This is a genomic window from Candidatus Zixiibacteriota bacterium (genome assembly GCA_029860345.1).
In the GTDB taxonomy this organism is placed as follows: Bacteria; Zixibacteria; MSB-5A5; order GN15; family FEB-12; genus JAJRTA01.
In genome coordinates this window covers 124,773-147,748 of the sequence record JAOUBJ010000009.1, presented here as the reverse complement: position 1 = coordinate 147,748, position 22,976 = coordinate 124,773, and the positions used below count along the sequence as shown (strand labels likewise).

Genomic DNA, 22,976 nt, shown 5'->3' with positions numbered 1-22,976 from the left:
CCCCGTGGCGTTGTATCGGGTCTGGATTCCATGCCAACGGAAGAATGACCCGACACGCAACTAACTGTTACACGGCGGCGGCGGGTCACACCGATTCGCTGGCGTCCGCCGCGGCGGACAAGACCCACCGCAACAATACCATGTCATGCTGAGCGCAGTCGAAGCCTGCGCGCGGCGGCGTGGACCCGCCGAACCTTGAGAAACACGGCTTGACCGTGTCAGGACCACAAAGGGTCCTGACCTACGAAGACTCAGAGGGCACGTCTGATATCGCCCAGGAACCGGCTGACCTGACGAACGCAACCCTTTCGGTTTGACGCCTCGCGGATAATCTTGACCAGCGCCGACCCGATCACGACGCCGTCGGCATACCTGGTCAGACGGCGGGCCGACTCAGCCGATGACACGCCGAACCCGGCCACGAACCGCTTGCTCAAACTCTTTTTCAGGGAGCGCAGGTATCGGTCGGTATCGGCTGAAAAACTACGCCCAACGCCGGTGACTCCTGTGACGGTGACAGCATAGACCAGGTCGGTCGAGTTTTTGTCTATCATACGAATTCGTTGAGGCGACGAAGTCGGCGCCACCAGGAATAGAGACGACATGCCGCCAGACTCGACCTTGGTTTTGAACCCGGCCCCTTCTTCCACCGGCAGATCGGGAATTATAAATCCGTCCACGCCGGCGGTGGCGGCAGCCTTGAGGAATCTATCTTCGCCGTAGGCCAACAGAGGATTGTAGTAACCCATCAGCACCAGCGGCACACTGACATGTCGCCTGAGTTTCCGCACGCTGTCCAGAACGGAGCGCAAACCAATCCCGTTGTCCAGGGCAGCCTGTGACGAATGTTGAATCTGGGGTCCATCGGCCAGAGGATCGGAAAACGGCATACCCAGTTCTATAATGTCAGCCCCGGCATCCGCGGCTGACCGAGCCAGCGCGATGGTCGTCTTCAGGTCGGGATAGCCGACTGTAAAGAACGGCACCAACAGTTTTTCCGGGCGAGTCCCGGCAGCGACTTCAGCGACCCGATTCATGGTGCGATCCTCCCCCAATCGGAGATGATGCCCATGTCTTTATCGCCCCGGCCTGACAGACAGATCAGAACAGTCTGGCTCTTTCTGAAACTACCGGCATGTTTCACCAGCCAGGCAATGGCGTGCGATGATTCCAGCGCCGGGATGATTCCTTCCAGCCGCGATGTAAGCTTGAACGCGGCGACAGCTTGTTTGTCGGTAGCCGACTCATAGGTCACACGACCGCTTTGCTTCAGGTGCGAATGCTGTGGACCCACGCCGGGATAATCCAGACCGGCCGACACCGAATGCGGCAGGACGATCTGACCGTCATGGTCGTAAATCAAAAAACTGTACGAGCCATGCAGCACCCCCGGTCGGCCCTTCATGAGAGTGGCGGCATGACGGCCTGAGTTCACGCCATACCCGGCCGCTTCAACACCGATCAGCTTGACTTTCGTCTCATGGAGAAACGGCTCCCAGATACCAATGGCGTTGGAGCCGCCACCGACACAGGCAATGATCGCATGCGGCAGTCGTTTCAGTTGCTTCAGACATTGATTTTTCGCCTCACGCCCGATGACCGCCTGAAAGTCGCGAACAATCATCGGATACGGGTGCGGACCGACCACTGACCCGATAATATAAAACGTACTGCGCACGTTGGTCACCCAATCGCGCAGGGCTTCGCTGGTAGCATCCTTGAGCGTCTGCGATCCGGATTCCACCGGGATCACCCGCGCACCCAACAGCCGCATTTTGTCGACATTGGGCGCCTGCCGTTCGATATCCTCGGCGCCCATATAGATCACACACTCCAGGCCAAACCTGGCGCAAACTGTGGCCGTGGCCAAACCGTGCTGACCGGCGCCTGTCTCGGCAATGATTCGCTTCTTCCCCATGTAACGGGCCAGCAGTATCTGACCGATGGTGTTGTTGATCTTATGCGCACCGGTGTGATTCAGGTCTTCCCGCTTGAAATACACGCGAGGTCCTCCCCCCAGGTGCTCGGTAAGTCGCGCGGCAAAGTAAAGTGGCGAAGGGCGTCCCACGTAGGTGCTCAACAATTCCTTCAAATCTTTTTTGAAAGCCGCTTGCCGCTTTATCTTTCGGTAACACTGCGTCAATTCATCCAGTGCATACATGACCGTCTCCGGCACATAGCGACCACCGAACTCGCCGAACCGGCCTCTTGAATCTGGAACTGCCTGTTTCTTATTTCGCATTTCTGATTCTATCACACTTTCCCATAAACTCGATCAACATGGCCTTCGACTTGACACCGGGCGACGATTCCACCCCGGAATTCACATCTACGATGGCCGGATCGAAGCGAGCGACACCATCTTCTATATTATCGACCGTCAACCCGCCGGATAAAACCAAGTTCGTCACCGGTCGCGGCGGCTCGATAGACCAATCAAAAGTCCGTCCGGTCCCCCCTTTTAGTTCGGCCGTGGCATTGTCGACCATCACCAGATCGGCGCTACTTGAGTAGAGACTCTCCCAGTCGGCCAAACCAAGGATACGGAATGCCTTGATAACCTCAAACCCTTCTCGACGAACCTGATCAATCTGGTCGTCGCTTTCATTACCGTGCAACTGGACATAATCCAAGTCAAGACGAACGGCCAATTCCAGCAGCGACTGAACCGGCTCGTCGACAAACACACCGACCCGCGCCACGGCTCGAGGAAGCTCACTAATAATCGCCTCGGCCTCATGTGGCTGAACGAACCTGGGCGAGCGACGATAGAAGATCATCCCGATCAGTTCTGCACCCACCTCGGTCGCCATGAGGCCATCCCCGGGGCGAGTGATACCGCATACCTTGACTCGAAATGAGGTCATGCCGACCTCAAAGTTTGCAGAAGCCGGACCGGATCGGCGGCGCGCACCAGTGCTTCTCCGATCAGGAATCGTGTGTAATCGGCCTGTCTGAGCCGCACGATGTCAGCGGCTTCGAAGATACCCGACTCGGACACTTTGATGACTTCGTCCGGTATGAGTGGGGCCAGCCATTCGGACACGGCCAGGTCGACCGTAAAATCTGAGAGATTGCGATTATTGACCCCGATGATCGTCGCCCCGGCCTCCAGCGCCACCGCAACTTCTTCCTCGTTGTGCGTCTCAACCAAACAGTCCAGCCCCAAATGCTCGGCCAGACCTATCAGTTCTCTCAGCGACTCGATCGAGTGCAAACGAACTATGAGCAGCACTGCAGCGGCGCCAATATACGCGGCATGATAAAGTTGATAGGGATCGACTACGAAATCTTTGCACAGTACGGGCAACGCGGTCAAGTCGGCCGCCAGCGCAATGTGCTCGTACCGTCCATAGAAGTATTTGTTCTCGGTCAACACAGACAGGGCTGCGGCTCCCCCCTGGTGATATTTGTCGGCCAGCGCTGCCGGATCAAAGTCGGGCGCTATCAGGCCGCGCGAGGGCGAACCCTTTTTCATTTCAGCGATAATGTGAATTGCTGAGGGCTCTGCAAGTGCGTTGCGGAAGGCGTTTGTCCCTCTGGCACCTATCTCTTGTTCCAGAGTTGTGATCGGTAACTGGCTTTTAAGTACTTCAACTTCCAGCCTTTTGTTGGCAGCTATCTCCTCCAGTATGTCTCTCATGCCGACACCTCGCGAACAAACTGCCATCCGCGACCGTTGCCGTTTTTGACTTCGGCCCGGCGGAACATCCAGAAAAAGATGCCCGTCGAAAGCAAATATACAGCGATGGTCAGGTTCATGGTGAGAGTGTATCCATAATGCTCGATCAACCATCCTCCAACAGCTGTGGACACCATCCACGATGAGGTCCATCCAACCATCAGAAGGGCTCCTGTGAGGCCTTGTTCTTCTTTCTCCGCCAGTTCCATGCCAAGGTTGGTCACCAGCGGCACACCCAGGTTCATCAGACCGCCGCGCAGCACGAAGGCCACAAAAGCCAGCGGTAACCAGAATGTATACGACAATACCGCCATAAACGGTATCGATAAAACCTGAGTTATCACCACCGTGCGCACCAGGCCCAGGCGTTTCACCAGCACCGGCCCGGCCAGCGACCCGATCAGCATCGAACCGTGCACTATAGAGTAGTACAGTCCGATGGTGTCCGGCGCAAGGTTGAATCGATCACGAAAATACAAATTCAAAAACGGGATGATCAGACCCGCCCCCATTCCGATCATGAAATTGGTGGCGAACACTTTCCCGTAGAAACGTCCTCGTTTGCGAAACTGCGCCCGCGTAAGGGTTATTCGATTTTCCTCTTTGGATGGTGGAGCCGATCTGATCAACATGAACGGTATCAAAGCCAGCAGACTTACACCAATACCGATATACAGCGTGCATTGGTAACCCCAGATCATATCGCCGGATCGTTCGCCAATCATGGCCGCCAGACGCCCGGCGCCGGCTGCTCCCATTATCCCGGCCAGCAGATTGGTGCCGAAAGAAAATGAGAAAAGATGGGTGCGCTCGGTGGGTGTCGAGTTGCGCATGTAGAACGGTCCGGCCGCCACCCGGTAGAACGAAAAGGCCATCCCACTCAGAGTCGAAAAGCAAAGGAGCAAAGCCAGTTGTTGTACGGAGGCCATGAAATAGGAGAAAAACGCAAACAGCACACAACTGGCCATCAGGATCGGTTTCAACCGTACTCGACTCAACAGTATCCCGGCCGGTATGGCTATCACCGACATGCCGACGGCACGCGAAGATGCAACCAGCCCGATGTCACCTTCCACGTAGCCGATTTCTTTCAATAGTAGATTTAACAGTAGCATGAACACCTGGAAATTGATGCCCATAAGAAAAGAACCGAAAAGGTACAAACGGGCGTTGCGACTGAACAACCCCAGATGATGGGAGTAATCTGCCACGCCACGGCGAACACGAGCTGCAACCGAAAGAGAGCTACCGGACGGATCGCTTGGCGGTGGGACCGTTGTCATCAGGTGTTGGAAGCCCGGAGCCAGGCGTCGAAAGCACTGCGCGCACTACCGTTGTCTATTACAGATTGCGCTCGGGCGACACCTTCAGCGATAGAAACAGATTTCCCACCAACGTAAATCATCGCCCCGGCGTTTAGGACCACCGCGTCACGACAAGCTGACGGTTCACCCGTGAGCAACCGACTCAGCATAGATGCGTTTTGGGCGGCGTCGCCACCTCGCAGCGAATCGGGTTCATGGTTCACAAGTCCAACCTGCTCCGGTTCGAGGACGTTTCGCGAGCGTTCACCACCACGCAGCTCAATATAGTCGGTCGGTGCGACCACCGAAAACTCGTCCAACCCGTCGCGGGCATGGGCGATGATGACGTGCTCGGAACCGGTCATTTCAAGAACATCGGCAAACAGCGGCATCAGTGTCTGGTCGTAAACGCCTATGACCTGCCGTTTGACACCGGCCGGATTCGACATCGGTCCCAGGATATTGAAAACCGTGCGAATGCCCAACTCCTTGCGGGGACCGGCGGCATGCTTCATAGCCGGGTGAAACTTGGGCGCAAACATGAATCCAAACGCGACTTGATTGATATTGCTCTGAACGGTCTCAGGACCGGGGTCGATGTTTCCACCGGCCGCTTCCAGCAAATCGGCCGAGCCACACTTGGAACTAATCGAACGATTACCGTGCTTGGCCACCGTTACGCCCGCAGCCGCCGTCACTATGGCTGCGGCTGTCGAGATGTTGAAAGTGTGGGCGCCATCACCACCGGTACCGCAACCATCGACCGCCGCCGGGTCGTTAAGCGTTATTCGAACGGCATGTTGACGCATAGACGTCACAAACCCGGCCACTTCATCGGCCGTCTCACCTTTCTGCTTGAGCGCGATGAGCAAACCGGCAATCTGAGCCGGCGTAGCTTGACCATCCATGATAGTATCCAGGGCTTGGGAAGCTTCGTGCATCGAAAGGTGGGCACCGGTGAGCACCTTCTGCAAATGTGGTTTCAACATTTACAGACTCTCCAGGAAGTTCTTAAGCAGGTCCATGCCGCAGCGAGTCAGAATCGATTCGGGATGAAACTGCACACCGTAGAGAGGTATCTTTTCGTGCTCAATGCCCATCACCACGCCCGAGTCCGTCCACGCCGTCAATTTCAATTCATCCGGCAAACTGTCAACGTCGATCATCAACGAATGGTAGCGCGTGGCCACGAAGGGCGACGGCAGACCCTTAAACAGAGTGGCCTGATTATGATGAATCTCCGATGTCTTGCCGTGCATCAAGCGCGGCGCGTAGGTGATTTTGCTACCGTAAACCTGTGCGATAGACTGATGCCCCAGACAGACCCCCAGTATCGGTGTCGTTCCGGCCATGCTGGCCACCAGGTCGTTCATGATACCGGAGTTCTCGGGACGACCCGGTCCCGGCGACAGAACGATGCCCTCGGGCTTCATGCGCTGCACTTTTTTGACGGTGATTGCATCGTTGCGAAACACTTGCACCTGGGCGCCAAGTTCGGCCAGATACTGCAACAGATTATAGGTGAAAGAGTCATAATTGTCCAGGAGCAGAATCACGCCGAGTCACCTCCAACAATGGCTTCTATGAGCGCTCGCGCCTTGGCTTCGGTTTCACGAAACTCACGGGCGGGTTTGGAATCGGCCACGATACCCGCACCGGCCTGTACGTAGAACCGTTTGTTCTTTTTGACAATGGTGCGAATGGCAATACAGGAATCGAGATTGCCCCAAAAATCAAGATAGGCTATCGATCCTGCGTAGATACCTCGCCGCTCTTTCTCCAGTTCGTCGATGATCTCCATAGCCCGAATCTTGGGCGCACCGGAAACCGTCCCGGCCGGGAAGCAGGCCGAATGACCATCCACCGGGCTCACCCCTTTCTTCAAAGCACCAACGACCGAACTGACCAGATGGATTACATGGGAATATTTTTCGATCACCATCTGTTCCCGCACGGTTACCGATCCGGCGCGACTCACCCGACCCAGATCGTTGCGACCGAGGTCCAGAAGCATGGTATGCTCGGCCACCTCCTTTGGGTCGGCCAGCAAATCCGCAATCATCTTTTCGTCAGCTCGTTCATCTTTGCCGCGCGGGCGGGTACCGGCTATCGGTCGCGTTTCTATCCCGCCTCTTTCCACACGTACCAGCATCTCCGGTGAAGCACCGATCACGGCGTTTCTGCCGAAATTCAAAAGGAACATGTACGGCGAAGGGTTGATTCGCCGCAGCCGCCGGTAGACGTCCAGCGACGAACACGGCGAATCAACGTGCCAGCGCTGAGATAACACCACTTGGAAGATATCTCCCTCTCGTATGTGCATCTTAGCGCGTCGCACCATTTTCTCGAACTCGGGTTGCTCGTAATGCGGCACCACGGTACCGCCGGCGACTTTTGCCTGTCGGGTTCGGCTGGTGCTGGTTTGCAGCTTCTGCGTCAGACGTTCAATCGTGTCGATGGCCGCATCGTACTTCTTCTTCAGACCGGGCTCACCGGTGTTGTGCAGGACGTTGACTATTATCAATATCTCCTGCCTCAAATGATCGAAGGCTATGATCTTGTCGTATAGCGCGAATCGCATCATCGGCAAATCTATCTCAGCCGGATTGTCGTCGGGAAGCTTCTCCAGCCAGCGAACGGTGTCGTAGGAAAGATACCCGACCGCACCCCCGGTGAAGCGAGGAAGTTCCTCAACCTTGACCGGCTTATATACTGAGAAAAGCTGTTTGACAAAATCGAGCGGATCGGCCTCAACCCGCTGGACTTTCTGTCCCTGTCGAAGTGTTACCTTCTCACCGTCACCTTCCACCACCAGAAAAGGCTCGAATCCGACAAATGAATATCGAGCCAGTTTCTCGGCTCCCTCGATTGATTCCAACAGGAACGAATCTTTCTTGCCCCCGGCCAGTTTGATAAAGGCTGATACCGGCGTATCCATGTCGGCCGGGATGCGGCTGTACACGGGGATCACGTTTCCCTTCTTGCCAAACTTACGTACTTCGGCCAAAGTTATCATGGCGACACGAACTCTCCTTTGGCAATGTAATCGACCGGACCGGTCAATTCGATAAGGTCGGATTCACGGCGCCAATGAACTTTCAGATTGCCGGTGTCGAAATAAACGGCACACTCTCGCTCGACCGCTCCCAACATGACCATCGCGCACACCGCGGCCGCCGCCCCGGTCCCGGAAGAACCGGTGGCCCCGGCGCCTCTTTCCCAGTCAGCCAGGTCGATCCTCCTGCGAGAAACTACCCGCACGAATTCCACATTGGTTCCGCGCGGAAAGGACGGGTGAGTTTCGATCTCCGCCCCCAGGGTCTGCCAATCAAAGTCGAAATCATCGACCGGCAGAACCGCATGCGGGTTACCGACGGCCAAACAAGTTACCGGGAACTGGACTCCGCCTACCTTCAAAGGTGCATTGATCATCACCCGCCGTTTGCCTTTCATCGGAATCCGCTTGGTTTCGAAAGTCGGCGAACCGAGTTGCGTGGTAATCAACGCACCGTTGTCGAAACCCTCCAGAACCTGGGCCTGATGCATCTGATCGTTCATTATGATTTCGAACCGTCGCCGCCGCCTATTTTTCAAGTATTCGTGCATGGCGGCAATTCTCAGTCCGTTGCCGGATTTCTCCGCCCAGGAACCATCGGCATTGTACACATCGACCCGGCGATTTCCGCGATACGTAGACAGAAACAGAATACCGTCGGCGCCTACCCCGCTACGTCGGTTACAGATTGTACGAGCCAAACGGCCCAACCGTGCTTTGGGCACACGGACTTGTGCGGCTTCAATTACGAGAAAGTCGTTGGCCAGGGCGTGGTACTTGACGAACGGAATTTTCATGCACCATAAATAAGGCCGGTTACGTGCGGATCAAAGGAAAAAGTGGCATGCAGGCTATAAACGGAACGGTGTCGCCCTGAGCGCGGACAAAGGGTGACTTGCAGTGGAGCGACACAGGGCCGCCCCCTACGCGATGATGGAAATCGACAAACGATTCTTGTGGGTCAGGTCCTTTACGGACCTGACGCAATTGTCAGGACCGCAAGGGTCCTGACACCTACTGGGAGCTTACAACTCCCAGCTACAAGTTCTCGGTGAACAGCTGTCCCAGCCTTTTTATACCCTCAACAATGTTTTCGTGGCTGGCGTTGGAGAAATTCAGGCGCAAAGTGTGGTCGCCGCTGCCGTCCGGGAAGAACGGTTCGCCATACACATAGGCCACTTTTCTCTCGATAGCTTGCGGCAGGAGGCTCTTGGCCGACAGGTGCCGGGGTAACTCGACCCACAGGAACAAGCCGCCTTCAGGGTTAGTCCAGGTGCAACCTTCGGGGAAGAACTCGTTCAGCGAACGCATCATGAGGTCGCGCTTGACAACGTAATCAGACTTGATCAGTTCGATGTGTGGCTCCAGTTTACCGGCAGCCACATACTCGTGAATGATATACTGGTTGAGCGTGTTGGTGTGCAGATCAATCGCCTGTTTGGCTCTTTCGAAGTACGGTATAATATCCTTAGGTCCATTGAGCCAGCCTACCCGGAAGCCCGGCGCCATTGTTTTGGAGAAAGTGCGCACGGCAATCACAGCGTCACCACCTATGGACTTAAGAGTCGGAATGGGGTCACCGGCAAATCGGATGTCGCCATACGGATTGTCGTCGACAATCGGAATCTCATAGCGCGTCGCCAATTCGATCAAGGCGTGGCGCCGTTCGAGCGACAACGTGATACCGGTCGGGTTTTGGAAATTGGATACTGTGTAAATGACGGTGGGACGATATTTCTTAATCTTCTCTTCGACCTCATCGATAATCATACCGTCGTGGTCCATGGCCACCGGCGCATACTTGGCCTGGTAGGCGTTGAACACCTGAAGGGCGCCGACGTATGTCGGATACTCACAGAGCACGTACTGACCCGGCGTGACAAAAGTGCGTCCGACCAACTCCAAGGCCTGCTGTCCCCCCGCTGTGACGATTATGTTCTCAACCGCAGTCTCGGTGTGACGCGCGCTGGCCCGTTGTGCCAGCAATTCGCGCAACATGGGGATACCCAGCGTCAACGAGTACTGGGTGGTATCGCCGCCATATTTGGTCATGGCCTGGTCCATGGCCAGCTTGATATCGTCAAGCGGAAACAGTTCCGGCGCAGGCAGACCACCCGCGAAGGAGATTACGCCCGGCTGCGAAGAGGTCTTGAGGATCTCTCTCAGAATCGATGACTTTAGACCCTTGATCTGTGGCGATATCGGCCAGCGATCGGTATTGACATTATTTTTTTGTGCAACCACCATTGGGGTTCCCTTTCCCTAACGCCCCGCTTCCGCGGGGTTATAACGCTGGATGATGTTCTGTTTCATCATTCCAGCCTTTAGATTCTCTATCTTTCTTACGCTGGATTATACCCAACGGCGCGTCACAATTCAATTAAAACCGACAAGATTTCATGAAAAAAGGTGCGTGGCTGAAATCCTGCAAAACAAATCGAGTTATGAACACCCCGATAGTCCTGATTACCACAGCCATCTAAAAAGTAACCACTGACCACCTGGCGCCGAACCAGGCGGTCAAGCTATTCGATACTACTTCCCCCCGCCGGACGCTTTAGTCTTCTGCCGGTCGGACATCTCTTGCAGGGCGTTGATACCCATCGCCTCGATGAGAGTGTTGCCACCTCCGGAGCCTTCGCTGAAAATTATCTCCGGCAGAATATTCTTACCGGCCGCCAGGGCATCGGCGATAGCTTTGTGCTTCACCATCACTGCTTGCATTTTTATATCGAGGTTCTTATCGGCCGCTTGCAGCAGACGTTTGGAAGTTGCCATCCCGCGCCCGCGTTCTTTTTCCGCCTTGCCATTCCACTCCTGGGCCCGCTTGTTCACCTCGGCTGCTTCGGCGCGCATCTGCGACAAGATGGTCTGAACCGACTTGTCTTGCTCGGCTTCAAGTTCCTCTCGCATGTTGATCACAAGCTGGGTGTACCGTTCGATTTCAACATCACGCTCACCCTGAGCTTTCATGGTGATCTGCTCCTGGGTCCTCAGGCTGGCCTCGGATCTGGCCACGATCACCTGCATTTTGGAGTTGAGTCGCTGCGCGATCTGGCTCTGGATATCTTCCTCGTAGATGGGGTCGTAGATTGTAACATTTGTGATCGACACACCGTACTTGGCCAGAGGATTGGCTTTGCGCATCATCTCGCCGTTTTCATCGCGGCGAATGATATTCCTCGGGAGAATCTTTAATTCACCTCCGGGGCGAATGGTCGTATCGGTCACCTGTGCTACTTCGTACACGCCGTTCATAATCTGATCACGAACATAGTTGGCATAGGTGGATTTGTGAGTCGTGTACGATTCCTCAGATGTGAAAAACCCGGCGCTCTGCTGGATAGTCTCAAACAGCAGACGCTGGATCGCACGGTCTACAAAGTTATCCTGATTTCGATACGCCTTGTGCAGTCCGACCATTAAGTCCTGCGCATTGGATTGGTCGTATGGAAGCACGTATCTGATACTGCCGCTGATGTACGCATTTCCACCATCTCGATAGCGCACCTGGATAGACTGATCACGGGTCAGACCTTCGTGCAGTTCTCTTGAAAACCAAATAATCTCCGATTTGCTATACTTGGTGATGTCACCGAAACCCTGCCAAAAGATACCCGGCTCGGTGCGAACGGTAAGGGTACCATCGAGCGCCTGTTTGATTTTGATGAACGGAGCATCGTTATTTTCGACCAGCTTGTCCCCGAGTATGAGGATCAAAACGAGCAGCACAGCACCGCCAATCGCTGCAATCTTGAACATCGTCGACTTTTTCTGCACCGGTATCTCAGTAGGTTCGAAGCTGTCAGCGTTTTCTTGGTTTATATCAGTCATGATCTAATTCCTTTTTGCTTTCTGACAACGATTAGAACGTCAAATCAAGATTGAGATCTTTGCGAACTACTTCTGCAATCTTCAGATAAGACTCCAGCGCCGACGGCAGACCGTTCTCGCCGTAGGCTGCACCCGAAGTTGCGATTCGGGGCGACCAGGATATCTTGGTGAAAGCGTTCTTATAGTATCCCATCACCACCTCGAAGGCTTCCGTGCGCATCACCAGGGCGTTATCTGCTTCCTTGATCTTCTTGCGTTTGTCAGCTTCACCCCTTGCCTGCGCGATGAGGCCGTCGGCTTTGCTCTTCTCAGCCAGGAAATCTTGCTCGGCCACGATCAGTCCCTTAGTGGCAACGGTCAGGGCTACCGTCTTGTCCTTACGCGCCTCCTCGATTGCCTTTTGCATGACTTTACGGGCACTGTATTCAGCCTCCGTCACCCGTTTCTTACCATCCTGAATGACTGTCAGCTTCTCCTGCGAGGCCTTCTCAGCGTCAGCTTCGGCAATGGTGATAGCCACCTCAAAGCTGCGTTTTTCGCGAATCAGGCCGAGGATGTTCTTGTCGTATTCGGGTTCGCGGATGGTCGCCTGCGAGATCGTGATCCCATAATGGTTCAGAACCGGCTCGTTGCGAATAGGATTCCCGTGTTCATCACGATGTATCCGCACCGCCTTGCGCGTCTCGATTTCCTTGGTGATTTCGTCGACCATGTCGACTAAGTACTCTTCTGTTTTGTATACTCCCGCCTGCAATTGGTCTAACGTCCACTGTGGGAAGAGCGACTTGTTCGTGTAGGATTCCTCAGAAGACATCAGTAATGATGTATTGTACACCGACTGCTTCACCCCCTGGATGTACAACTCGTTCATCAACTCGCGTCCGGTTCCAAATTCCTGATGCAGTCTGAGCATATCCTCGTCATTGGCCGGCAGTCGAAACCGGAAGTCGCCGGAGATGCGTCCGATACCGCCGTCATTGAACCGAACCTCGATCGCTTCACCGATCACGTTTTCATCAGATCGATCATTGCTGAACGTGTAGCTCGATTCGATCTGGTAGGTGGTTACTTTCTTGAGGCCGTTGTAGTAAATACCGAAGTCGCGTTTTACCGATAGCTCACCGGTAATGATATCCTGCCTGACCTGGTAGTACCCGGCATCGTTCTTTCCAAACAAGGTGTAAACAATCCAGATCGCGAGAATCACGCCTGCGCCGATAGCGACGAATCGGATGATCCTGGCAATTGGTAGATTGCTCAGGTTGGGGATGTTTACTTCCTGCATAGTGCAATTCCTCCATTCAAAGGACGATTTCTTCGGAGCGTTTTATGAACACTGATTTCTTCCATGATTTGCGTCCGACTTGATTATAGTTTGGCTTATGCACTAAGCTATGCTTCCGGCCGGCTCAAGGCAAGCGACTTCCACGATTTCCGAATTCATGGCCTCGAACAGTTGTCCGGCCATTGCTATCGCAGCCTTTTGTATACGCTGACAGGGGAGGTTTATTCAACTTGGACAATGGGGTATGTTGAACGAGGTTTTATTCGGGGGTGGCGTTGAGCGACCCGCCCGATACCCCGTGCCACGTGGGGTCTCTCGCATCCGGGTGGCACCATCAAACCCGGTTTGGGGATGATAAGTCACTTACTCGCGCCACGTTTTGTCAGGAGCGCGCGGGCTTCTGACCTACCAAGAGCCGTCACGCTGGATCGCATGACGGCACAAGGACAGTCTGGCAAATCGCATGACGGCACCCACAAAAAAGAGCCACCGAGCAGAGTCGAACTGCTGACCTACTGATTACGAATCAGTTGCTCTACCAACTGAGCTACGGTGGCTTATACATCGAATATGTCGGCTGCCATGATAGTCGGGCCAGCCCATTCTGTCAAGAAAAAGGCGATAAATCGCCTTCTCGCGCTGCGCGCGTCTATAACCTCATGCTGAGCGGAGTCGAAGCATGAGCGCGGTCGAAGCATCGGCGCAATTGATCGGAGAACCGCAACAGCCCGGGCTCCGTCATTCCGGGCTTTGACCCGGAATCCAGTCTTCGATTTCGGGTGACCGCCTCAAACCTTGTTTGGGGCGGGATTGAAACCAGAGAAGAATCATGCCCAAAGCAGCTTCGAGGGTGCCACCCAGAAGTTCACCCTTCGACTCCGCTCAGGGTGAGGTTGGTGGGTAGCTCAAGGTGAGGTTACAAAGGCGCGAAGCACCATGAAGTGATTTATCGCCGCGAAGCGCGAAAAACGTGGCTTGCCACTTTATGGGTTGCCAACTAAAGACAATTCGCTATCATAAACGCATGATCGACGATACCGTCAACACATTCTGGACCCGCCACCGCGCCTGGTTGGCGCCGCTGTTGATCTTTGCCCTCGCGCTCACGGTCCGTGTAGTCTACCTCTCGCAGATCTACTCCTCCCCTACTTCGCGGCAACCGATTATGGATGAGAAGTATCACTTGCACCTGGCGCAGCAAATCAATTCCCCCGAAGGCCTTCCGCACGAGCCATTCTATCGAGCGCCACTTTATCCGCACGTATTGGCTCTGCTTCTCGGTATCACTAACGACTCCCACTATGCGGTTCGGTTGCTGCAAATCATCCTCGGCTCGCTCTTGCCTTTGTTCGTCTACCTATTCGGTCTTCGCTTGTTCAACCGCCGGATTGCTTACTGGGCTGCCGCCGTGACTGCGCTTTGGCCTACTTTCATTTATTACGACAGTGCACTGCTGATCACCTCAATGATGACACTCTTGACCTGTTTGTTAGTCCTGCAATTGTACAGGTGCGATGAACGACCTCAGAAACTGCTTGGCTTCGTGCTGGCCGGTATCTTTCTGGGCGTGACCGGTCTGGCCCGACCCAACATTCTGTTGCTCGGTCCGCTGCTCGCGATTTGGATATGGTGGATACTCAAACCACAACTGGGGACGAAACCGGCTCTGGTGCGCTTTTTTCTGATCGGAGCCTGCGCCTTCCTGGTCGTACTGCCGGTGACTGTGCGCAACTATATCGTGGCCGATGACCCGGTCTTAATTGCCTGGCAGGGTGGTTTCAATTTCTTCATCGGCAACAACCAGCAAGCATCCGGCTGGTCGGCGACGATACCGGGGATCGATCCCACCTGGGAAGGCGGCTACAAGGAGGCAATTGTGATGGCCGAGCAAACCGAAGGCCGCACGTTGAAACGATCCGAAGTGTCCGATTTTTGGTACTCAGCCGCCTGGCAGGAGATCAAAAACCATCCTTCGACATTCGCAGGCTTGTTGTTGCGAAAACTGCGCCTGTTCCTAAACGGCTATGAGATACCTAATAATCAAAACATCTACCTCGCTCGCCAGCTTTCTCCGGTGATGCAACCTCTGCTCTTCACGAAGTCAGTCTACTTCCCCTACGGCCTATTGGCGCCGTTGGCTGCCGTCGGACTCGTACTGTCCCTGGCCCATTGGCGGCGATTTCTGTTGGTCTACCTCGTAATCTCAGCCTATCTGGCGACCTTGCTGCTCTTTTTTGTCTGCGCCCGGTTCAGACAACCGATGTTGCCGTTCATGATTCTATTCGCTGTCTACGGGGTGTCACGAATCATCGAGTTTATCAGAAAGCGTCAAGGCAAGAATCTGGCTCTTGCCTTTTTCATGCTGGCGCTCTTGCTGATCGAATCAAACCATGACGCCCTCGGACTTGACGTCAACCGTATCGCTGCCGAAGATCACTACGTTATAGGCAACGCTTACCTCGCCGAGAACAATTTGGCTGCCGCCGAACTCAAGTATAAGCAGGCGCTGGCAGCAGATTCCACCCTGGCCGCGGCGCACAACAACCTCGGTTTGATCAGCACCCGGCGCAACAAGATTCGTGAGGCAAATATGCACTTCTACCGAGGTGTCAAAGCCGACCCGACCTACCTGGACAACTATCTGAATATGGCCACCGGATACCTCGAAACCGGTCAACCTCTCGAAGCTGTGAACACACTCAAGTATGCGGCGATGCGACATCCCCTAAACGATATGGTGCATTTCAAATTAGGCGGCGCGTTAGCCGAAGCGGGACTCATCGACGAGGCGGTTCAGTCGCTTCGACAGAGTCTTGAACTAAACCCCGGCAATGTCGATGCCAGAGAGGCACTGAAGCAAATGCAAGACCACGCACCGACACCGTAAGGCACGTCGCCACACTTGCCCAAGTATTAGATTGAACCGGTGGTTTTAGTTCGCCTGGGAAGAAGTGTCACATAGAGTCCAATCACAAAGACGAAGACTCCACACACCAGCTTGACAAAGACATCCCAGGTCGGCACCGTCGAAAGGGTGGACTCCGATGGTTGTTCCGGATTATAAAAGACAATGACCGAGTCGCCCGGCTGAAATTGTTCGATCAAACTGCTGGCCGCATCATATCTCTTGCGCTTACCGCCAAAGCCGGGAGCGTTCAGGCTCGATTCACCTGTATACACCTGGTTGTTGACGGTGTATCGATATCTTACTTCCGGACGGTAGGCTCGCCCGCCTCCGATGACCGCCTCGATTATATGACCCGTTTGGGTAGGCCAGTTTGCCGTCTGGTTGATCTGTATGATCTCGCCAGTCATCCATATTACCAGCAACACGCCAACGTGCATCACCAAAAGACTGACCACTTTCCACTTCCGTGCGATGGAAGGAAGACGACCGGACTGTTTCTGTTTCATTCTCCCGGCCGCAACTATGGCCGATAGAAAGGCCAGAACAACCATGCCCCAGTAGTGCATGTATGCCTCCATTCAGTTGAACGAATATTGACATGATGAATGGCGAACGCAAGCGATATTGTGAGCCGGACCACACCATCGACCCCCTTCATAGCTGGACAGTCAAAAGAAATCCGCTGCCCGAGTAACGGACAGCGGATTGTAGTTTTTGATCGACCCGGGAATGCGCCCGGCAGCGAACCTACTTCAGCAGCACCATCTTTTTGGTATCGGTGAAGTCATCGGTGTCGAGCTTGTAGAAGTAAACACCCGACGCCTGTGCCGAAGCATCCCAGTCAATCGAGACCGTACCCGGCTCAGCTGATCCCGAGAAAGAAGCAACCGTTTGCCCCGATACGTTGTAAATGGAGATGCTGTAGTCACCACCATACGGAAGCCCAAAAGACATCGTCGTGTTAGGGTTGAACGGGTTGGGGTAGTTCTGATGCAACTGGTAGCTGGTCGGCACGATCTTGGCGGCAACCGGAGCGCCGTCATAGGTGGCCCCATCGAAGCTGACTATTCGAGCGTCAAAGGCCAGGAAGTCACCCTCGAAACCGGCGCCGCGTTCGACTTTGGAAACCAGCACACGGGTGTTCAGACCATCGAAAGCGTAGTTCATTTCCATATTCTCAGCCAGCAAGCGAGGATGAACCTCACCCTCCAGCACGATGAAGGCAGCGCCCATCATCAGGTCGATGGACATCACGCCGTTCTCGTAGGCGTAGACGGCGAGTTCCGAACCAACCTTCGGATACGGCGGAGCGTCGCCGGTAATGATACGAATCTGATAGACTAAGTCGGCCACCGACAGCGTGATGCCGTCGGCGTTGACATCGGAGGCTGCAATCTGTCCGTCGACATTGACGTTGAAGACGGAGATACCTTGCACAAAGTAGTTGCTGTACAGCACGGCATCGGCTACTTCATTGACAACGCCGTTGAGGTTGATGTCTCCACGGTCATCTATCGAGTCGGCGCAAACTATGTCGACACCGCCGTTAATGAAATCGATAAAATTGACCACAGTGGGTTTATCCGGGTCAGGATTGAGACATTCAGACTGCACGCCGAAGTAGGTTGGGAATCCGAAATATGGATCGGTGATATCGGTGCCCTCGAATTCGTAAATGTGATCGGAAACATACAGCACCTCACCGTCCACCGACGATACGGAGTTGTCGCCGCAATCCGTCCAGAAGAACTGTATCGGCGCGTATTGACATTCCAGAGTCCGGTCGTTGCTGACAAGGAAGTCCAGTGTGAACAAAGTGGCCGGCAGCGAATCCGGCATGAAACATGCAGGATGGTTGGGACCGTTGTTGGTTTCGGCCATGCCAAAGACACGCACCATACCGCTGGGACAGGCGTTGCCGCAATTGCCGAACGGTCCGAATCGGAAACTGAAATACTCCCAACCGCAACCGTCCGGAGCCGGATCATAGAAGGCCGGGCCGGGAATAGCCGATTGTAGACCCAGGGCCGAGGCGTCGTATGCCATCAGAAAATCGAATCCGCCCATGTCAACAGGGATCTCTTCCAAAGTGATGTCGACAACCTCATGCTGACCCTGGTAGGAGTTGTGAGTCTTTTCGATCTTAACTTCCATGCCACCGCAGCAGAGTATGTCAAACACAACCTCACAGCAGCTTGCATCCAAGCCATCAGTGACGCAAACTTCGACCGTAAAGCTCGTCCCAGCCAAGGCGTCATCCGGATCGGTTTCAAATACGACTTCATTGCCGTCGATGTAGATGTTGCCGAGAGGTGTCGGGGTGATGCTACCGATATAGACGGTGGAGGGGTCGCAGTCGACATCGTCAATCGTGAAACCGGCTCTTCCAGTACGGCCGGCGCCGATCGGAACCGCGCCCGGGTCACAGACGATGGTTGGCGCCTCGTTGGTGAAGTTCATGGTCAATACGACGGTGTTGGGGCCGCCATAGGCGGGTACGGAATTGACACCGATTGTAGCCAGGATATTCGCTCCCACGTCGGCCAGGGTAGGTGTGTAGGTATACACACCGCTGTTAGGGTCAATTGAACCAACACCGGCTTCCACCGAGAAGACGATTTGATCACCTTCGTAATCCACAGCGGAGTATTGCAGTACAATGGGATCGCAGTGGTCCCCTCCGGCAAGGAGGATCGGATTGATGAATTCCGGCGGATGATGGTGGACCTCAAAGAGGTTCCAGCAGTGAGGACCGCCCCAGGAGGGCGGGAAACTGCCAACGGTCGAACCATAAGCCCACATCCAAGTGCCGCTGGGAGGATAATAACATGAGTCGATGCAGAAAGTCTCGCCGTCTATTCCGCCGCCGGTGCTGAAGTCGACAGACATGTAAACTGCAGGCCCGGAGAAGCCAGGCGGCAGGCCCGGACCGAGCATGACCGATCCACCGAAACCGATAGTATCGCAGCCCTGGCCGTCCCAACTGAATTCGTTCATCGACCAGACAAGGTCGAAAACATTGCCGGCCGGACCCCAGGGGAATTCGTCGCCATAGGGGCCGGGGGTCCAGGTGGCGCCGCCGCTGGCGCACAATTCGAAACCGTTGGTGATGCCCTTGGCCTTATTGGCGCCGTCACCATTAGTATATCCAAAATGGAAGACAACCCATCCCGGGATATTGATCGGGATATTGCCGTCATATAAACCGTCGACAGCGTCTAAAGTAACCGCACTACCGTTACCCTGGGCAATAGCGGTTGTCGAAAACGTAAAGCACAGCCCCAACAGAATTATAAGGATGCGTCGCATAGGTGAATACCTCATATCGTCTTTTGTTTTCGCGCAATCAGAATAAAAATGTGCAATCAAGAATAATATACCGATTGGCCCAGGATAGGCAAGGCATTTCTGGGAGTTACCGCGCCGGACTTCCTGACAAATAGAGGCCCGGTCCTGAACACACAAGAACCGGGCATCGTATATCGTAAGTTCGTTGTCCCAACCTGGCTTACTTCATCAGCACCATCTTCCGGGTGGCGGTATAATCGCCGGTTTCGAGCTTGTAAAAGTATACTCCGGAAGCCATGTCGGAGGCGTCCCACTCGAATGACACCGTTCCGGGTATTGAACTCCCGGCGAACGAGGCTACTTTTCGCCCTGCCACGTTGTAGATTGAAAGGTTGTAGTCTCCGGCACGTGGCAGATCAAAGGACAAGGTTGTCTTGGGATTGAACGGGTTGGGATAGTTCTGATACAAACTATAGCTTCCCAGCATCTGCCGCTTGGCCACCGGGGCGCCCTCGTAGGTCGCAAATTCAACGCTTACGAGGTCGGCCTCATAGGCCAGAAAGTCTCCCTCGAAACCGGCGCCACGCTCAATCTTGGAGATCAGCACACGGGTGTTACGGCCGTCGAAGGCGTAGTCCATCTCCATGTTCTCGGCCAACAGCACAGGCTTGACGTTGCCTTTTAGCACCACGAAAGCCGCCGCCATCTCGGCCTCGACCGATAGTACACCATCGTGCCAGGCGTACAGCACCGACACCGGCGCGATCTTCGGGTACGGCGGGGCATCGCCGGTGATTATTCGAATGAGGTAAACAAGGTCGGCCACGCTGAGAGTCAGACCGTCGGCATTAACATCGGTTGCGGCAACTTGACCCGGATAGTTGACATTGAAAACGCCTATCCCCTGCACGAAATAATTGCTGAACAACACGGCATCGGCAATCTCATTGGAAGTACCGTTGAGATTGACATCGCCACGGTCATCGATAGAGTCGGCGCAAACGATGTCGATACCACCGTTGACGAAATCCACATATTGTATCGGCTTTGGCTTATCGGGGTCGGCACCGTCAAGGCACTCTTCCTGAAAGCCGGTGTAGGTTGGATACCCGGTGTACATGTCCTCGATACGACCGATCAAGTCGAAGTCGTAGACACGTCTGGAGACCCCCTGCACCGCTGCCATCGGATCATCAGCCGGATGATAAGCTATGCTATTGTCGGTGCAATTGGTCCAAAAGAAACGGATTGGCGCGTACTGACACTCAAGGGTGCGGTCGTCACTGACCAGGAAATCGAGCGAGACCAGAACGGCCGGAAGGTCCAGATTCAGACAGAGGGGGTGGTTTGGCCCGTTGTTGGTCTCGGCCAGGGCCAGAACTTCAAGCATCCCGCTCGGACAGGCACTGCCGCAATTGCCGTTGGGACCAAAACGATAATTGAAATACTCCCATCTGCAGATCGTATGGAACTCGCCTGGAATGGCCGCCTGAAAGTTCAGGGCCGAAGCATCATAGGCGATCATCAAGTTGAAACCGGCCATGTCCGATGCACCCCTGGTCAACCGGATATCAACCAGCTCGTGCAAGCCCTGAAGCGTCCCGTGCGTCTTCTCGATCTGAACCTCGAACGCCTCGCATCCGAGCAAGGTAAACTCAACCACACAACAGTTCTCATCGACGCCATCGCTGACACAAACTTCGACTGTAAAGACGCTACCGTTGGCGCCGCCATCTTCCGGCTCAGTTTCGAATACAATTTCGTTGCCGTCGAGGTATATGATGCCAACCGGTGTCGGATCGATCGCACCGAGAGAGACGGTCGAGGGGTCGCAGTCAACGTCGTCGATGGTGAACCCGGTTGATCCGGTGTTACCGGGACCTATCGGAACCTGCCCACCATCACAGATAATCGTCGGCGCCTGGTTGGTGAAGGTCAGGTTTGTAGTCGTGGTTACCATTGGACTCACACCGTCGCTCACGCCGATCACAGCAACCAGCAACGCACCGACATCGGCCAGCGTCGGTTGGTATGTGAATTGACAGGTATTGTCCCCCGTCTGTGCAACGTTGCCGAAATTCCCCTCGTTGGTGAACGTCAAGACGGGCGATTCCGAACTGGTCGCCTCATAGTCCAGTACGACCGAGTCACAATGATCGCCGGCATAAGAAACAGGCGCAACCACCCACTCCAGCGGTGGCTCAAGAATCAATTCAAAGCAATGCGGACCGTCCCAATAGGCCGGGGGGCCCCCGATGGCCGATCCGTATGCCCACATCCATGTGCCGCCGGGTCTGAAGAAACAGGAATCGATACAGAATTGCTCGCCGACATACGATGAGTCATCGGTGATGTCCACACCTATATAGATTCCCGGACCGTTATAGCCGGGAGGCAAACCGCCACCCTGGTCCCTCGCCCCGATAATACCGAGCGTGTCGGCTCCAGCACCATTCCAGCCGTGTTCTTTGTGAGCCCAACCCAGGTCGAAATTGACTAAGGGATCGAATGTAAACTCATCGCCGTGTAGGGCGGTCCAGGTAACGCCGCCGGATGCACTTAACTCAAAGCCGTTGGCCATGCCCTTGACATTGTTGATCTGGTCATAATTCTCATATCCGAAGTGGAAAGTAGACGGTCCGCCGAGAATAGGCATCGCACCGCCAACCAGTCCATCGGTTCCGGACAGATGAATCTCCCCGAGAGGGTATTGAACGGTGTATGAGCCTCCCGTACATGTCGGGTAGCTGGTTTCCAGGCCGCCCGCTCCGTCGGAGACAGCCAGATTAGTACGACGACAGTCGGCACAAAACGCCTCCATCAGAGCAGAGTCCGTCACAATGTACTCGTTAACCTGGTAACAATTGAATTCCGCCACGGCGCCGAACGGCATAGCCGGGTCGATATCGAAAAGCAGCCTGAAGATTGTGCCGTGGTTGCCCGGTGGCAGAGGCGGTGCATCTCCTGTGGCCAGATTATAGGAAACCAGGATGGCCCCGTTATCAGCAGGATTGGGCGATATCTGGACAACGAAGTCATCGTCCGCAGATTCAAATTGCCCAAGTAGCCTATAAAACAGATATGCGCTGTCATCCGGATCGACCCGCGGCTGCATATACGTGTCATCCCAGTCAATCAGCATCTGAAAAGCATGCACGGTGTCCGATACGCTGAGACTCACAAAAAAGCGGAAACTGCTGGCCGCGTTGCCCAGAAAACTGGAGAACCATACCGAGTCCGTTTCCGATTCCACCACGTCGGCACAGTCGAGGTACGAATTGGTGCAGGTATAACCGTCAACCTGTGCAGTGACCGATCCGGCTACAAGAAGGATCACACAAAATGTCAGGACCTTAATCTGATTCACGTCACCTCTCCCTATTCCTGCCGCGACATCTGAACGCGGCGATTCCAGTTGCTCGGCCGCAAGGCGGCCGGGGACTAGTGCTGTTTAAGTACGGGGAAGTACTTGTTAGTACTGTTCAGGTCGACGGAAAAGAACTGTGTTACTCTCACAAGTCGGGCGAATCACGTCCTCTGATCCGCCTCAGCGGCGACCTCTGTATCCAATATATCCCAAAAGCACTATTTTGCAAGTTCGAATTCCAACTCATCAGACT

At 54.6% G+C, this 22,976-nt stretch carries 16 protein-coding genes and 1 tRNA gene; 1 reads left to right on the top strand and 16 read right to left on the bottom strand.

All coding sequences use genetic code 11. From position 1 onward, the window contains the following. Nucleotides 1-251 precede the first annotated feature (251 nt). From trpA to OEV49_10795, 13 genes are all read right to left on the bottom strand, one after another. Nucleotides 252-1,037, bottom strand: a complete 786-nt coding sequence (trpA, locus tag OEV49_10855; protein ID MDH3891571.1) for a tryptophan synthase subunit alpha — start codon at nt 1,035-1,037, stop codon at nt 252-254. Beyond that, nucleotides 1,034-2,242, bottom strand: a complete 1,209-nt coding sequence (gene trpB / locus OEV49_10850) for a tryptophan synthase subunit beta (protein ID MDH3891570.1) — start codon at nt 2,240-2,242, stop codon at nt 1,034-1,036. The genes trpA and trpB overlap by 4 nt, the downstream gene beginning before the upstream one ends. After that, nucleotides 2,232-2,867, bottom strand: a complete 636-nt coding sequence (locus tag OEV49_10845) for a phosphoribosylanthranilate isomerase (GenBank protein MDH3891569.1) — start codon at nt 2,865-2,867, stop codon at nt 2,232-2,234. The genes trpB and OEV49_10845 overlap by 11 nt, the downstream gene beginning before the upstream one ends. Continuing rightward, nucleotides 2,864-3,643 (bottom strand): indole-3-glycerol phosphate synthase TrpC, encoded by a 780-nt coding sequence (trpC, locus tag OEV49_10840; GenBank protein MDH3891568.1) that lies wholly within the window; start codon nt 3,641-3,643, stop codon nt 2,864-2,866. The genes OEV49_10845 and trpC overlap by 4 nt, the downstream gene beginning before the upstream one ends. After that, nucleotides 3,640-4,965 carry an MFS transporter gene (locus tag OEV49_10835; protein MDH3891567.1) on the bottom strand — a complete coding sequence of 442 codons (1,326 nt, stop codon included), beginning with the start codon at nt 4,963-4,965 and terminating at the stop codon, nt 3,640-3,642. The genes trpC and OEV49_10835 overlap by 4 nt, the downstream gene beginning before the upstream one ends. Further along, on the bottom strand, nt 4,965-5,975 hold the full coding sequence (gene trpD, locus OEV49_10830; GenBank protein MDH3891566.1) for an anthranilate phosphoribosyltransferase: 1,011 nt from the start codon (nt 5,973-5,975) through the stop codon (nt 4,965-4,967). Before trpD ends, OEV49_10835 begins: the two co-directional genes overlap by 1 nt. Next, entirely contained in the window at nt 5,976-6,542 is a 567-nt protein-coding gene (locus OEV49_10825) for an aminodeoxychorismate/anthranilate synthase component II (protein MDH3891565.1), read from the bottom strand. Beyond that, complete coding sequence (trpE, locus tag OEV49_10820) at nt 6,539-8,002, bottom strand: anthranilate synthase component I (GenBank protein ID MDH3891564.1); 1,464 nt, start codon at nt 8,000-8,002, stop codon at nt 6,539-6,541. Before trpE ends, OEV49_10825 begins: the two co-directional genes overlap by 4 nt. Continuing rightward, the gene (dapF, locus tag OEV49_10815) at nt 7,999-8,838 is read right to left on the bottom strand and encodes a diaminopimelate epimerase (GenBank protein MDH3891563.1); all 840 of its coding nucleotides are present in this window, start codon (nt 8,836-8,838) and stop codon (nt 7,999-8,001) included. The genes trpE and dapF overlap by 4 nt, the downstream gene beginning before the upstream one ends. A gap of 241 nt (nt 8,839-9,079) precedes the next feature. After that, the gene (locus OEV49_10810) at nt 9,080-10,288 is read right to left on the bottom strand and encodes a PLP-dependent aminotransferase family protein (GenBank protein ID MDH3891562.1); all 1,209 of its coding nucleotides are present in this window, start codon (nt 10,286-10,288) and stop codon (nt 9,080-9,082) included. A gap of 288 nt (nt 10,289-10,576) precedes the next feature. Then, nucleotides 10,577-11,875, bottom strand: a complete 1,299-nt coding sequence (locus OEV49_10805; protein ID MDH3891561.1) for an SPFH domain-containing protein — start codon at nt 11,873-11,875, stop codon at nt 10,577-10,579. 31 nt (nt 11,876-11,906) lie between these two features. Next, on the bottom strand, nt 11,907-13,160 hold the full coding sequence (locus OEV49_10800; protein ID MDH3891560.1) for an SPFH domain-containing protein: 1,254 nt from the start codon (nt 13,158-13,160) through the stop codon (nt 11,907-11,909). Nucleotides 13,161-13,644: 484 nt separating this feature from the next. Continuing rightward, nucleotides 13,645-13,717: transfer RNA gene (locus OEV49_10795), tRNA-Thr, on the bottom strand. 428 nt (nt 13,718-14,145) lie between these two features. Here OEV49_10795 and OEV49_10790 point away from each other — a divergent pair. Then, nucleotides 14,146-16,047: a glycosyltransferase family 39 protein gene (locus OEV49_10790; GenBank protein MDH3891559.1), complete on the top strand. Its 1,902-nt coding sequence runs from the start codon at nt 14,146-14,148 to the stop codon at nt 16,045-16,047. A gap of 26 nt (nt 16,048-16,073) precedes the next feature. Here the strand turns inward: OEV49_10790 and OEV49_10785 are convergent, their stop codons facing one another. The 3 genes from OEV49_10785 to OEV49_10775 all read right to left on the bottom strand — a co-directional run bounded on the left by OEV49_10785 (nt 16,074) and on the right by OEV49_10775 (nt 22,723). Further along, a complete protein-coding gene (locus OEV49_10785; protein ID MDH3891558.1) occupies nt 16,074-16,634 on the bottom strand; it encodes a DUF3592 domain-containing protein in 561 nt (186 codons plus the stop codon). Nucleotides 16,635-16,815: 181 nt separating this feature from the next. Further along, nucleotides 16,816-19,377 (bottom strand): T9SS type A sorting domain-containing protein, encoded by a 2,562-nt coding sequence (locus OEV49_10780; protein MDH3891557.1) that lies wholly within the window; start codon nt 19,375-19,377, stop codon nt 16,816-16,818. Nucleotides 19,378-19,576: 199 nt separating this feature from the next. Further along, nucleotides 19,577-22,723, bottom strand: coding sequence for a T9SS type A sorting domain-containing protein (locus tag OEV49_10775; GenBank protein MDH3891556.1), 3,147 nt, complete (start codon nt 22,721-22,723; stop codon nt 19,577-19,579). Nucleotides 22,724-22,976: the final 253 nt, after the last annotated feature.

Coding starts and splice junctions, on each gene's coding strand:
- trpB (MDH3891570.1), bottom strand. CDS start 2,242: ATGCGAAATAAGAAACAGGCAGTTCCAGATTCAAGAGGCCGGTTCGGC.
- trpA (MDH3891571.1), bottom strand. CDS start 1,037: ATGAATCGGGTCGCTGAAGTCGCTGCCGGGACTCGCCCGGAAAAACTG.
- OEV49_10790 (MDH3891559.1), top strand. CDS start 14,146: ATGGGTTGCCAACTAAAGACAATTCGCTATCATAAACGCATGATCGAC.
- OEV49_10780 (MDH3891557.1), bottom strand. CDS start 19,377: ATGCGACGCATCCTTATAATTCTGTTGGGGCTGTGCTTTACGTTTTCG.
- trpC (MDH3891568.1), bottom strand. CDS start 3,643: ATGAGAGACATACTGGAGGAGATAGCTGCCAACAAAAGGCTGGAAGTT.
- OEV49_10805 (MDH3891561.1), bottom strand. CDS start 11,875: ATGACTGATATAAACCAAGAAAACGCTGACAGCTTCGAACCTACTGAG.
- OEV49_10810 (MDH3891562.1), bottom strand. CDS start 10,288: ATGGTGGTTGCACAAAAAAATAATGTCAATACCGATCGCTGGCCGATA.
- trpD (MDH3891566.1), bottom strand. CDS start 5,975: ATGTTGAAACCACATTTGCAGAAGGTGCTCACCGGTGCCCACCTTTCG.
- OEV49_10835 (MDH3891567.1), bottom strand. CDS start 4,965: ATGACAACGGTCCCACCGCCAAGCGATCCGTCCGGTAGCTCTCTTTCG.
- OEV49_10845 (MDH3891569.1), bottom strand. CDS start 2,867: ATGACCTCATTTCGAGTCAAGGTATGCGGTATCACTCGCCCCGGGGAT.
- trpE (MDH3891564.1), bottom strand. CDS start 8,002: ATGATAACTTTGGCCGAAGTACGTAAGTTTGGCAAGAAGGGAAACGTG.
- dapF (MDH3891563.1), bottom strand. CDS start 8,838: ATGAAAATTCCGTTCGTCAAGTACCACGCCCTGGCCAACGACTTTCTC.
- OEV49_10800 (MDH3891560.1), bottom strand. CDS start 13,160: ATGCAGGAAGTAAACATCCCCAACCTGAGCAATCTACCAATTGCCAGG.
- OEV49_10785 (MDH3891558.1), bottom strand. CDS start 16,634: ATGCACTACTGGGGCATGGTTGTTCTGGCCTTTCTATCGGCCATAGTT.